Genomic DNA, 12,539 nt, shown 5'->3' on the forward strand with positions numbered 1-12,539 from the left:
GTAGAGCAGCCCGCCCAGGCTCAAGCTGAGCAGCCCGCCGAGCAGGCCGCCGAGTACGCGTTTCGTCCAGCGCAGCATAGGAATGTAGAGAATTCCTCTCGATTTCTGTTCGTCCAGCGCGGCTGTGAAGTCCGCCGTGCGGAGTGTGACTGAGAATTCCGCGTGGTGTCAAGCTCGATCGCGCGGCCGCCGTGAGAGAAACAGTCGGCCGCCGACACGCCACAGTGAGACAGGCCGAGACGCTGTCCCAACAAACGAGCGTTTTGCGAGACAGCGCCACGAGGGCCGGGCAGGACGGCTGAGCGGGGCAAATGGGTGCGATTTACCCGTCTCAGCAATCTGTGTCAGAGATACTCGATGACTCGGCCGTAAAATGGGACGCTTATGGGGCGGTCTTACGACTGATAATTTCTATTTATGTCCAGGTTCAGTCCAACCGCTGACCCCGACGCCAGGCCCAGGGCGGCACGAATTCCTCCGCCCAGATGCCGGCCCGGGCCGCCCTGGCTTGGTCTTCCTCGGGGATATACAGGTTGACAGGGGGAAAGTGGGGGATTAGGCGGTGCGGCGCAATAGCGGGCGTTATCGGACACGGCCGCCTGCGCAGACGTGGGGCATGTTAGGAAAACCAGGGACTTCCGACCCTGAGCGGGCCAGGTGTGGCTGAACGATCTTAGGGAAAAGGGCGGCGTGGCCGAATGATTTCCGGTCATGACCCGGCAGGGCTCACGCCTCATTAAAACAGGCCCGGCACAAACCGCCCGCCCGTGTCCTCGGTGGTGCACCGACCATTGTCCACCGCGCTGCCGCTCTCCCCACAGCACACATCGCCCTCGCTGCACGTAAAGCCGTCAAACAGCAGCCGCGAGGCCAGCGTTTGTCCCCGGCTCGAAGGGTGGAAACAGTCACAGCACGACACGTCCTGTTCGGTAAACTTGTACTCCCACGACGCGTTGCTGAAGCTCAGCTGGGTCCCGTCCGCCTTGGACGCTCCGCCCACCTGTTCTCCGCCGATCACGAGCGTCGGCGAGGCGTGTCCGGCCGGAATAGCGGCGTACTCATAGGTCACCCGCTCAAGAATATCGCGGTACTGCCGGGCCATGGTATACGCGTCCGCGATCCGTTCATCCGAGCAGTCCGAGGTGAGCGAGCCGCAGATACCGTTCTCGCGGACCAAGGGAGCAAATTGCCAGATCTCGCCACACGGCACCCCTGCTTGTACCCTTTCATCGTTCACACACGAGGCTTTCTGGGTGTGGTTGCACAGCTGCGAGACCCGCACCAGCGAGGCTACGCCGATTTTCAAATCCGGCACTTCAATCAGAATATCCAGGCCCTTGCGAAATTCGCGCTCAAAGGCTTCGGGCGTGGTCCGACAGTGCCGGTTGGGGTCCTGGTCGCCGCCCTGCGGACAGCTGGCGTTGAGCTTGTCGATCATCCCGCCACAGATATCGTTGTGGCCGAGCACCACGGTCGTATAGCGGGGGGCGGCTAGAGGCTCAAGATTCGCCTTGATCTGCTGCGTCTGCTCGACAAAGTCGTCCAGCATCGTGGCGCCCGACTCGGCGCTGTTGGGGCTGACGACCTTGATCGCAGCGTCTTGACGAGACTCCAGCCTCTCGGCCTGACTCACGACCCCATCGTCGGGGGTCAGGCTGGTAGCCCAGTTCAACTCCTCCTGGTCCTCGTTGGGACATGCATTGATATCGGCGTTGAACGCCTTGGTGATACTGTCGCCGACGGCATCCATCGACTGGATGCTGGCCGCAAAGGGGTCTGTGCGGGCGATCAGGAAGTTTTGCAGACTCTCCTGCCAGGCGACAATGCTGTCGGTGCCCTCGCGCGGAAAGTCTTCGAGCCGCGCATGTCTGCCCACGCCTTCCAGAAATTCGGCTCCGAACTCGGTGACGGTCACCGTCGCCTGGGCGAACTCCTGGCCGTCGGCCCTGACGCTGAGCGTATGGCGGCCGGGCTCGAGCAGGCTCCAGTTGAACAGCAGCCCAAAACCGTTCGTGCCGTCATCGCCACACGCCCCTCGGGTGTCGTTACGGCTGGTACCATAGGCGGCTTGCCAGGGTTTCGTCTCATCGTCGTCAAAGATCACCTCAATTTGCTCGGCCTCGCACACCCAACCCGAGATTACCCCGATCCCGCTCTGGAACGAATCGGGACGAGGGTTCTCCAGAAACGCGGGCGGCTGGGCCGGAAGCAAGGACGGGCGGCTGAATCCGATGATGCCGCTCATGAGGCTGGCGAACAGCAAGGCTGTGTAGCGCGGTGTTCTCATCCAGACTCCTCCTCTCGCTTCCGGGCAGGCGCGTCCCCGGGCAATCCCCCCTTGTCCGGCTGCGAGTCGCACGCTATAGCCGTCTACGGACACGGCAGATTGCTTCGACCCTTCCTCGGACACTCACAAGGACGAAAGTGACAGCTATGGACCTTCTCGACAAGACGGTTGAAAACCAGCAAACGGGCCGGCGCGCACTATCGACGCCGGTCGTCCTGGGCCTGATCGGGCTGGGCCTGGTCCTGGGAGCTGGCTCACCGGCCCAGGCCCAGGATTCCACACCGGACGCCACCCCGCAGGCCACCCCGGAAGAACAGGCAGCAGCCTCTGACGACACCTTCGCGCTGGAAGATGTGATCGTGACCGCCCAGAAACGATCTCAGCCGAGTCAGGACGTGCCGCTATCGATCACCGCCTTTGACGCCGAGCAGATTGACGCCCTCAAGGTCCGCGACCTGGGCAGCCTGTCGATCAACATGCCGAATGTGACCCTGGACGATGTTGGCACGGCACGCGGTATCGCCAACTTTTCGATTCGGGGCCTGGGCATCAACAGTTCTATTCCGTCCATCGATCCGACGGTCGGCGTCTTCGTCGATGGGATCTACATCGGTACGAACGCGACGGTCCTGTACGACGCCTTCGACCTGGAGAGCATCGAGGTCTTGCGCGGCCCGCAAGGCGTTCTGTTCGGCCGCAACGTGGTGGGCGGGGCCGTGCTGGTCAACACGAAAACCCCGACGGACCGCTATGAAGCCACGGTCCGCAGTGCGGTTGAGGGCGGCGGCAAGGCGCCCAACATACACGTGTCGAGCACGCTCAACGCCCCGCTGACCGACACCCTGCGCGCGCGCTTCACGGTCTACTCCAACCAGGACCAGGGCTGGTTCGAGAACGAGCACGACGGCCGGGCCTTCGGCGCCCAGGATACGCTGATGCTGCGGCCGGTCGTCACCTGGCAGCCGACCGAGTCCCTGGACCTGACCCTGCGCTACGAGTATCAGGATATCGACGGTGACGGCCCGGCGTCTCAGAACCATACCAACGGCTCCGGCCTGTCCAACCCTTTTGCCAACTTCGACCGCGACAGCTTCAACTTCGCTGTCGACGAAGAGGGCCATATCAAGTCCGAGGTCCACTCCTTCAACACCCGTCTGGATTGGGACGTGCCTCTGGGCCACGGCACGGTCACCAACATCTTCGGCTGGCGTGACGGCTGGGGAGATGCCCTGAGCGATATTGACGCCACACCGCTGCCCCTGTTTCACGGCGGCGCCGTCCAAGTCGCGGAACAGTTCAGCAACGAGCTGCGCTACAGCGGCCTGTTTTTGGACAAGCTGTTCCTGACGACCGGGTTTTACTACTTTCAGAACGATATCGGCTATCACGAACACCGCAACCTCGCCTTCGGGACCATCCTCCAAAACGGCGGTGGCGACTATGAGGTTGAAACCTTTGGGCTGTTCACGAACGCCGACTACGACCTGACCGACCGGCTGACGCTGACCGCCGGGCTGCGCTATACCCATGAGACGAAAGAAGCCGATATCACGAACCTGACCCGCAACGGCGCGACGCCGTGTCACATCGTGAACGGCCCCGACTGCCCGAGCCACTTCACGGATGAGGAAAGCTGGAACAACCTGTCGCCCAAGATCGGCCTGACCTATCGGTTTGACGACGAGAGCCTGGTCTACGCCCACTGGACGCGCGGCTTCCGGTCCGGCGGCTATAACCTGCGCGACACCTTTTACGATCTCAGCAGCGACCTGCCGAGCGCGCAGGTCGCTCTGCTCGAACGGCTCGGCCTGCAGGTGACCCGCGACCTTGGCGCCGAGGCCTTCGACGAAGAGCGGATTGATAATTTCGAGATTGGCTTCAAGAAAACCTTCGGCGCCCGCGCCCGCCTCAACGCAGCGTTTTTCTACAACTTCGTCGACGACATGCAGCGCGAACTGGCGCTGACCGAGGACCTGCCCGTCCTCGATCCCGACACGGGTCTGCCCAGCCTCACGTTTGTGGACGGGCGGCCAACGCTGCAAACCCAGGCGAACGTCGTGCAGGTGATTCGGAACACGGCCGACGCCGAAATGTGGGGCTTCGAGCTGGAGGGGATGTTTGCCCTCACCCCCAGCCTCGTCCTGCTCGGTTCGGCGGGCTTTGTCGAGACGGATTACGCCACGGTCAAGTTCGACCTCAACCGCGACGGCCGGGTGGACGGCAGAGATGAGGACCTCGAACCGCCCCGCGCCCCGCGCTGGACCTACAGCATGGGCCTGCTGCACACGCTGCGCCTGGGCAGCCGTTTGCGGCTCGCCTCGCGGGTCAATTACGCCTACCGGGACAAATGGTATGACACCGACGACAACCTCGGCTTCAACCGGCAGCAGAAAATGCTCCAAGCCGGCCTCGACCTGCACATCAACGACGGTCAGTGGGTGATCGGTCTGTACGGCAAGAACCTGCTGAACCAGGCCAGGTTTGGCGGGAATACGCAGCTGCCATCGGGACTCGGCGGTGGCACCTTCTCGCCGCTGGCCAGAGGCCGCACCTTCGGCCTGGAGCTGACCTACCATTTTATCGGCGCCTGATGAAGCAGGGGCGGGTGTCTCCCGCTCAGGCTCATCCGCAAACGCCCGGCCCTGCCGCGCAGCAGCCCCTCTCCCGCCGCCCGGCAGGGGCTGCTTCACTTTGCCGAGTCTGATACATAGGGGCGGTTCTGACAAAAAAAACGGGAGGCAAACATGAAACACGCGTGGTACGGACTCCTCGTCGGCCTGCTGCTCGGTGGTGGCTGGCAGCCAGCCCTGGCCCAGCTTGACGACGCCCTCATCCAACAGGCCTTTTATCCGTATGCCGTAGAGAAGCCGGCCCTGGCCGGACTGGAGCCGGGGACAAGCATCTCGGCAGACTCGTGGCAGGCTGCCGAGAGCTATCTGCCGGTCGAGATCCTGGACAAGATCAAAGCCGGAGAGTTCACCTTCAGCATCCAGGAGACGACCGATTTGCCGGTCAGCGAGGCGTATATTGAAGCCACCCGCCAGCACGCCGGCCAGGTCCGGATCGGGGACGACGGCGAGCTGAGCGGCTATGTGGCCGGCCTGCCCTTCCCCGTGCTTGACCCGGCTGACCCCCAGGCCGGGGAGAAGGCGGCCTGGAACGTACGCCACCGCGACCTTGGCGATACCATCCAGGTGTGGAATACCTTTCGGCTGCTCGACGCCTCGGGCGAGGCCGACCGGGAGTTCGAGAACTACTATGTCGTGGCCCAGGGCATGCACCGGCCGCGGGCCGAGGCCAACCGTTGGGAAGAGGACGGCGTGTTGCAGAAAGAGTTCTTCCACATGCTGACCCCGTTTGACCTCAAGAACACCATGAGCCTCAAGCACCGCTTCGCCAAGGACAGCGCCAAGGATGCGGATTGGATGTACACCCCGGCCAGCCGCAAGATTCGCAAGCTGATCGTCAAGCATGAGGACGCCTCGTTTGACTCGGGCTTTCTGAACGAGGACTTCTTTGGCTACTCGGGCTACATCAGCGCCAGCACCTGGAAGCTGCTGGGCTCGCGCCTGCTGCTCGCCCCGGTGGGCGCCAAAGCCGCCGCGACCACCTTTGGCGGCCGCGGCACCTGGTATCCGGTCGATCCCTGGGAGCTGCGCCAGATGTGGGTGCTCGAAAACATCCCCAAAGCGTCCGACCACCCGTACAGCAAACGCCTGCTGTATATCGACCAGCAGATGTTCGTGCCGGTCTACATGCTGGCCTATGACCGCAGCGGAGCCCACCACAAGACCCTGTTCGAGCTGTACGGCAACCCGCAGTTCAACCCCGGCAACGAACACGTCCGCGCCCCGATGTGGGTCGGCGAGTCGATGATCGACTACGAGGACAATTTCGCCTCAATGACCATGGTCGACAAGGTCGTCTACGACCAGCCTCTGCCCGACGACTTTTTTCAGCTGAACCAGATTGTGGCCCGCGGCCGCTAAGGCAAGGTGAGCGGATGCGGCACAACACCCCCCTCGGACACCGTAGCCCCGTCCGGCCGGTCCACCTCCTACTGGCCGGGCTGGCCCTCCTCGTTTCTCTCTCCCAGGCCCAGGCTCAGTTCACCGCCGACCCGCTGTCCTTTTCCGGCAACATCCAGACCCAGCAGATCTTCCGCCATCCCGAGGTCGACAAGTGGTCGATCGTCCAGCAGCGCAACACCGTCCGCCTGCGGCTGGAGTACGACTGGGTTCGGAGCGGCCAGCTCATCGACCGGTTCGACCTGCCGTGGATCAAGTCGGCCCATTTCGTCGGCCTGTACCGCGGCTCGTATGACAGCGTGTACGACTTCCGACCCGGCCCCCGCCAGGAGATCTTTCCCTACAAGGGTCGGGCCGGCCGGGGTCAGAGCCTGGCCGAACTCGACACCAAGGCCGCCCAGGCGCTGCGCTTTGAGAGCGTCTTCCGCGAGGTGTATACCGATATCGAGCTGGCCGACCTGCCCCTCAGCCTGCGGCTGGGACGCCAGATGATCGTGTGGGGCGAGTCGGACAACCTGCGCATGCTTGACCGCACCAACTCCCTGGACGCCACCTGGCACGGCGGCGGGGTGGGCCAGGAAACCTGGGACGACCTGCGGATTCCGTACTGGATGATCCGCGCCACCTATAATTTTGGGCAGGTCGGCAGCCTGAGCGACGTGTTTCTCGAAACCTACTGGGTACCGGGCCTGTGGACGCCGCTCAAGTTCGGTTACACGCCGGGCCGGCCGTGGAGCTTCCCGTTTGCCAACACGCTGGGAGACTTCAAGCTGCTCAAGGGCACTGTGCTGGGCCGGCAGGGCGACTACCACAAGAATGTCAGCGAGAACAGTCAGGTCGGCGTGCGGCTGGGCGGAACCACACCGTCGGGCCTGACGCTGACCCTCAACTATCTGTACCAGCGCACCGCCCATGAAGACGGGGTCAATACGGCCAGCCTGCGCGGCCGCAACCAGTGCCGGCTGGGCTCGGCCAGCTGCCCGTCGGTCGCTGCGGTCGCGGCCAGCAACACGGCCCTGCTGGCGCGCGGTATCCTGCCCGCCGAGGCCTATTATCCGTACACCCACACGGTCGGCATCTCGGCCAGCTATGCCGACGACACGTATACCGAGGGTGTGTTTCGGATGGAGACGATTTACGAGTTCGGCAAGCCGTTTGCCGACAAGCGTAAACCGATTCTGGTTCTGGACGCGGCCGCCAATCCGGTGCCGAGCGGCCTGCTGGGCGTCAAAAAGAGCGACGTGTGGCAGGCCTTTGTCGGCTTTGACCGGCCAACCTGGATCAGGAGTCTGAACCGGCGTTCGACCTTTTTTCTGACCAGCCAGCTGTTCTGGCAGTATATTCCGACCAGCACGTCTCGCTTCCAGGGCCAGCTGTCGGCAACCGACAAGGTCCGCAACTGGGAGGCGGTCGGCACAATTGCGGCCAGCACCCTGTATATGCGGGGCCGGCTGCTGCCGGTCGCGTTTTATGTGCTGGACCCGATGAACCACTATAGCTCGCAGTTCGGCTGGGTGGTCGATTATTACATCACCCCGCGGCTGATCGTCCGCCTCGCCCAGAGTTATTTCTTTGTGCCCGGCTATGGCGGCCAGGTTGACGAGAGCTGGGGCCTGGGCGGGCTGTATCGACGCTGGGACGAGACCGTGCTACGGCTGACCTATCAGTTCTGAGCGCGCCCGAGACGACACACCACAGGAGGAGCTATGGCAGAACAATGGACGCTGAGCGGTGATTATTTTGAATCGTGCAACTGCGACCTGGTGTGCGCCTGCCTGATCCAGGCCGCCCCGCCACGGGGACGCTGCGACGCGGCCCTGGCCTTTCATGTTGACCAGGGCAGCTACGGCCAGACCAGCCTCGACGGCCTGAACGCCGTGCTGGTGGCGTCGTTTCCCGGTCCGGGCAGGATGCGGGACGGCAACTGGACGGCTGCGGTGTATGTGGACGCGGCCGCGTCCGAAGCCCAGCAGCAGGCCCTGGGCGCCATTTATTCGGGTCAGGCCGGCGGACCGATGCAGATGGTTTTTCTGCTCGTCAGCAATTTCCTGGGCGTCAAAACCGCGCCCATCCGCTACGAAATCGACGGCAACGCCCGCCGGCTGAGCATCCCCGATATCCTGGATATTGATATCGAGGCGGTCACCGGTCGGGACGGCAGCGAACCGCTGTGGGCGACCAACGCCGCCCATCCGGTGTCGCCCAAACTCGCCCTGGCCCAGTCCACGGCCTACCGCTACGCCGATCACAACCTGGCCTGGGATGTGAGCGAAACGAACGGCCATTTTGCACCGTTCAGCTGGCAGAGCTAGGCGCGCATGCGCGGCCGCGACAGCCTGATCATCATTGGCGCCCTGGTCGCGGTGTCGCTCGTGGCCTGGGTGATCACGGTCCGCCAGATGGGCGGCATGGGCCTGGGCCTGATGGCTCCCAGCATGACCATGGGCCGGCCCGTGTCGGTCGCCAACGCCGGGCTGTACGTGCTCCTGTGGGGCGTCATGATGGTGGCCATGATGTTTCCGTCCGTAGCGCCCATGGCCGTGCTGTTCTCGACTATCGCCCGCCGCAAGCGGGAGCGGGCCGACCCGTTTGTCCCGGCCTGGATCTTCGTTGCCGGCTATACCGCAGTGTGGACCCTGACCGGTGGCCTGGCGTATGCCGGAGACGTGGCGATTCAGGCTGTCCCACAGGCGTTTCCCGACCTGCGGACCTACGGCCCGGTAATCGGCGGTGGCCTGCTCATCCTGGCCGGCCTCTACCAGTTGACGCCGCTCAAATACCTGTGTCTGAGCCAGTGTCGCTCACCGCTCGGCTTTTTGCTCCAGCACTGGCGGGAGGGCCCGGGGGGCGCGTTTCGGATGGGCGTACAGCACGGCCTGTTCTGTCTGGGCTGCTGCTGGAGCCTGATGGCGGTGATGTTTGTGATGGGCACCATGAACCTGGTCTGGATGGGTATTCTGGCGCTGGTGATCTTTGCGGAAAAAGTCGTGCCGCACGGCGTGACCCTGGGCAAAGGAGTCGGCCTCGTACTGATGGGGCTAGGGCTGCTGCTGGCGATATCCACCGGCGCTGGACCGGTCTCGGGCCAGTAAGGGCGGGTTTCAAACCCGCCCTTACGAGGTCACCTCTCCAGCAAGACCAGTCGGCAACGAACCCGCAGCTTGCCCTCCTGCGTAGGGGTGGGTATGGTGAGGCACGGTGCCGAGGTCTCAGTGACCCGGCGTACTCCCAGAGCCATCCCCATGAGTGTGGAATTGATCAGCATGCTGATAGCCGTCGTCGCGGTCGGGGCGACCCTGGCCGGCTTGATGCTGAGCGGGCAGCGGGCCATTCGCACCGAACTCGCCGCCCAGCGCAAGGAGTTCAGCACCGAACTCGCCGCCCTGAGACGAGACATCAGTACCGAACTCGCCGCCCAGCGCAAAGAGTTCGGCACCGAACTCGCCGCCCTGAGACGAGACATCAGTACCGAACTCGCCGCCCAGCGCAAAGAGTTCAGCGAGCGGTTTGCCGCCTTGGAGCAGCAGATCGCCGAACTGCGCGAGCGCATGGCCCACCTGGAAGGCTTGCTCGACGGGCTGCGCGAGGCGATTGCCATCCAGCGGGGAGCCGCCTAGCGCCACCTCTCCTGATCGGGGATGCAAACACGGAGGGTGAATCCTCCTCGCCCCAGCCCTCTCCCTCAAGGGGAGAGGGAGCAAGACACAGCCTTTCTTCCTGGTAGAATGAGGTATCGACACGCAACACGGAGAGCAGCGCTATGAAAGTCGCCTTTGGCAGTCTCCAGGCAAACGGTTGGGGCAAAACGTTTCTGCGTCACCTGGGCAGGGAAATCGGGGCAAGCCTGCCCGGCGCACCCGGTCCGGTGTTGGAGCGGGTGCGGGGTGCGGCTCAGCAGCTCTTTGACGCCGAAAGATCGTCGCTGCCGGATAAACAAGGCCGCATGATTCTCGCCATGTGCGTAGTCGTCTTGGCCGCCTACCGGGAACTCAGCACGCTCACCGGCGATGCGCAACGCGCCTACAGCCTGGTCGAAGCGGCTTTTTGCAAGTCGTATCAAACGCTCTTCAAGCTCATGTACCGCGCACTGCTCGTCTTTCGCGATCCGGTCCGGCGCCTGTCGGCCATGGATCTGGCGAAAAACGGACACAGAATGATGGGAGCAGGCATGGGCTTTGGCCAACACACGGACGCCGACAGCACGACCATGGTCGTCAGCCGCTGCGCCTTCCACCAGTTTTTTGTTGATCACGGTGAGCCGTCTCTGACCCGCCTGATCTGTGCCTGGGACAGAAACTGGATGGACGTCCTCAGCGCCTCGAAGCGGCCGGTCCGTGTCGAACGCCCGCACACGATTTCAACCGGGGCGGAGACCTGCCACTTTCGTTTTGTTCGAGACCCGGACAAGCGCGACACAAGGACCCACGACGTTATTGAGACGCCCGTGGAATGAGGGGGGCGCAGCAAAGCGTTTCGCAAGCTTGACGGCGCCCCCCTCGGCACGATAGGGAACGGAAAACGGGAATATGGAAGGAGTTTTGCATGGCCTACGATGTGTTGATTAAAAACGGGACGATTGTGGACGGGACGGGAGCCCCGCGCTACCGCGCGGATGTGGCGGTGGCCAACGGCAAAATTGCCGCCATCGGCAAGATCACCGACGGCGCGAAAAAAGTCATTGACGCCTCGGATCTGGTGGTGACGCCCGGCTTTTTCGATCCCCACACCCATTACGACGCCCAGATCTGCTGGGACCCGGTCATCACCTGTTCGTCCTGGCATGGGGTCACCAGCGTCATCATGGGCAACTGTGGCGTGGGCCTGGCGCCGTGCAAGCCGGACGTGCGGGACATCGCGGCCTGGGATCTGGTCAACGTCGAGGCGATTCCCTTTGAGGTCCTGGCCAAAGGCATGACCTGGGACTGGGAGACCTTTCCCGAATATATGGACGCCGCCGCCAAGCGCGGCTCGGGCATCAACCTCGGCTTCATGGCGCCGCTGACCCCCTTCCGCCACTATGTCATGGGCGAAGAGTCCATGGACCGGGCGGCCACGTCGGAAGAGACGACCCAGATCGCGGCCCTGCTGCGGGGGGCGATGGAGGCCGGGGCGTTCGGTTTTTCAACCACCAACGGTCCCCAGCACATCGGCTATCAGGGCCGACCGCTGGCCTGTCGGCTGGCCAGCCGCGAAGAGCTGGCAGCCTACGGCGGGGTGCTGAGAGGCCTCGGCCGGGGCACGATTGAGCTGGCGCTCAACGACAACCCGGGTGTGGTGTCCGAGAGCGACTATGCGCTGTTGGATCATCTGGCCACCTCCAGTCAGCGACCGGTGACGTGGCTGGCCCTGCTGTCGCGGGACGACAAGCCGGATGTGTGCATGGATACCCTGGAGCGGACCCTGCCGCTGATCAAGCGCGGCGTCGTGCCCCAGGTCTCGCCCCGACCCCTGAGCGTGCAGATCAACCTGCGCAACCCGTTCATCTTCGCCAACCTGCCGTCGTGGAACCCGGCCTTCAACCGCACGGCCGAGGAGCAGATCGCGCTGTACCGCGAGCCAGCCTTCCGGCAGGCCTTTCGCAAGACCATGGACGAGCCCCGGGTTTTTGCCGGGCAGTGGGACCGGGTGATTGTCCACGAGGCCAGCACGCCGGAGCTCAAACAGCACGAGGGCAAGACGGTCGCCGACGTGGCCCGGGAACGCGACGCCGACGGGCTCGACACCTTCCTGGATCTGGCCATCGAGGACGGGCTGGCCATGCAGTACGTCATGTACCTGTTCAACGCCAGCGAAGAGCGGGTGGCCGAGCTGATCAACCATCCGAACACCCTGATCGGGCTGTCCGACGGCGGTGCTCACGTTGACATGCTGTGCGACGCCGGCTACTGCACCTACCTGCTCGGCCACTGGGTCCGCGAAAAACAGGCCATCACGCTGGAGCACGCGGTCCGGCGGCTCACCTCGGAGCCGGCCGGCTTCTTCGGCGTGCACGACCGTGGCAGCCTGGAACAGGGCAAGGCCGCGGACATCGCCATCTTTGACCCCGAGACCATCGGCTCACCCAAGCGGCCCGAGATGCGCCACGACCTGCCGGGCGGCGGCCGGCGCCTGGTCATGCCGGCCCACGGCGTGCTGCATACCATCGTGAACGGCCAGGTCTTGTACCAGGACGCCCAGCATACTGGGGCGATGCCGGGTCAGGTGTTGCGCTCACACGCCTAGGC

9 protein-coding genes are annotated in these 12,539 nt (G+C 63.8%); 8 read left to right on the forward strand and 1 reads right to left on the reverse strand.

Annotated features, from left to right (window positions below; all coding sequences use genetic code 11):
* Positions 1 to 736: 736 nt before the first annotated feature.
* On the reverse strand, positions 737 to 2,287 hold the full coding sequence (locus tag J4F42_01235) for a hypothetical protein (protein MCE2484107.1): 1,551 nt from the start codon (positions 2,285 to 2,287) through the stop codon (positions 737 to 739).
* A gap of 146 nt (positions 2,288 to 2,433) precedes the next feature.
* Between J4F42_01235 and J4F42_01240 the strand changes: the two genes are divergently transcribed.
* From J4F42_01240 to J4F42_01275, 8 genes are all read left to right on the forward strand, one after another.
* Positions 2,434 to 4,878, forward strand: a complete 2,445-nt coding sequence (locus J4F42_01240; GenBank protein MCE2484108.1) for a TonB-dependent receptor — start codon at positions 2,434 to 2,436, stop codon at positions 4,876 to 4,878.
* Positions 4,879 to 5,031: 153 nt separating this feature from the next.
* Positions 5,032 to 6,276, forward strand: coding sequence for a DUF1329 domain-containing protein (locus J4F42_01245; GenBank protein MCE2484109.1), 1,245 nt, complete (start codon positions 5,032 to 5,034; stop codon positions 6,274 to 6,276).
* Positions 6,277 to 6,290: 14 nt separating this feature from the next.
* The gene (locus tag J4F42_01250) at positions 6,291 to 7,988 is read left to right on the forward strand and encodes a DUF1302 family protein (GenBank protein ID MCE2484110.1); all 1,698 of its coding nucleotides are present in this window, start codon (positions 6,291 to 6,293) and stop codon (positions 7,986 to 7,988) included.
* Positions 7,989 to 8,021: 33 nt separating this feature from the next.
* Entirely contained in the window at positions 8,022 to 8,627 is a 606-nt protein-coding gene (locus J4F42_01255; protein ID MCE2484111.1) for a DUF1326 domain-containing protein, read from the forward strand.
* A 6-nt stretch (positions 8,628 to 8,633) separates the two neighbouring features.
* Positions 8,634 to 9,407, forward strand: a complete 774-nt coding sequence (locus J4F42_01260) for a DUF2182 domain-containing protein (protein ID MCE2484112.1) — start codon at positions 8,634 to 8,636, stop codon at positions 9,405 to 9,407.
* Positions 9,408 to 9,557: 150 nt separating this feature from the next.
* A complete protein-coding gene (locus tag J4F42_01265) occupies positions 9,558 to 9,932 on the forward strand; it encodes a hypothetical protein (GenBank protein ID MCE2484113.1) in 375 nt (124 codons plus the stop codon).
* Between the two features lie 143 nt (positions 9,933 to 10,075).
* Positions 10,076 to 10,768: an L-2-amino-thiazoline-4-carboxylic acid hydrolase gene (locus J4F42_01270; GenBank protein MCE2484114.1), complete on the forward strand. Its 693-nt coding sequence runs from the start codon at positions 10,076 to 10,078 to the stop codon at positions 10,766 to 10,768.
* A gap of 89 nt (positions 10,769 to 10,857) precedes the next feature.
* A complete protein-coding gene (locus tag J4F42_01275; protein MCE2484115.1) occupies positions 10,858 to 12,537 on the forward strand; it encodes an amidohydrolase family protein in 1,680 nt (559 codons plus the stop codon).
* Positions 12,538 to 12,539 lie beyond the last annotated feature (2 nt).

The organism is Desulfurellaceae bacterium (assembly GCA_021296095.1).
Classification (GTDB): domain Bacteria; phylum Desulfobacterota; class Binatia; order Bin18; family Bin18; genus JAAXHF01.

Coding starts and splice junctions, on each gene's coding strand:
- J4F42_01275 (MCE2484115.1), top strand. CDS start 10,858: ATGGCCTACGATGTGTTGATTAAAAACGGGACGATTGTGGACGGGACG.
- J4F42_01260 (MCE2484112.1), top strand. CDS start 8,634: ATGCGCGGCCGCGACAGCCTGATCATCATTGGCGCCCTGGTCGCGGTG.
- J4F42_01235 (MCE2484107.1), bottom strand. CDS start 2,287: ATGAGAACACCGCGCTACACAGCCTTGCTGTTCGCCAGCCTCATGAGC.
- J4F42_01265 (MCE2484113.1), top strand. CDS start 9,558: ATGAGTGTGGAATTGATCAGCATGCTGATAGCCGTCGTCGCGGTCGGG.
- J4F42_01255 (MCE2484111.1), top strand. CDS start 8,022: ATGGCAGAACAATGGACGCTGAGCGGTGATTATTTTGAATCGTGCAAC.
- J4F42_01240 (MCE2484108.1), top strand. CDS start 2,434: ATGGACCTTCTCGACAAGACGGTTGAAAACCAGCAAACGGGCCGGCGC.
- J4F42_01245 (MCE2484109.1), top strand. CDS start 5,032: ATGAAACACGCGTGGTACGGACTCCTCGTCGGCCTGCTGCTCGGTGGT.
- J4F42_01250 (MCE2484110.1), top strand. CDS start 6,291: ATGCGGCACAACACCCCCCTCGGACACCGTAGCCCCGTCCGGCCGGTC.
- J4F42_01270 (MCE2484114.1), top strand. CDS start 10,076: ATGAAAGTCGCCTTTGGCAGTCTCCAGGCAAACGGTTGGGGCAAAACG.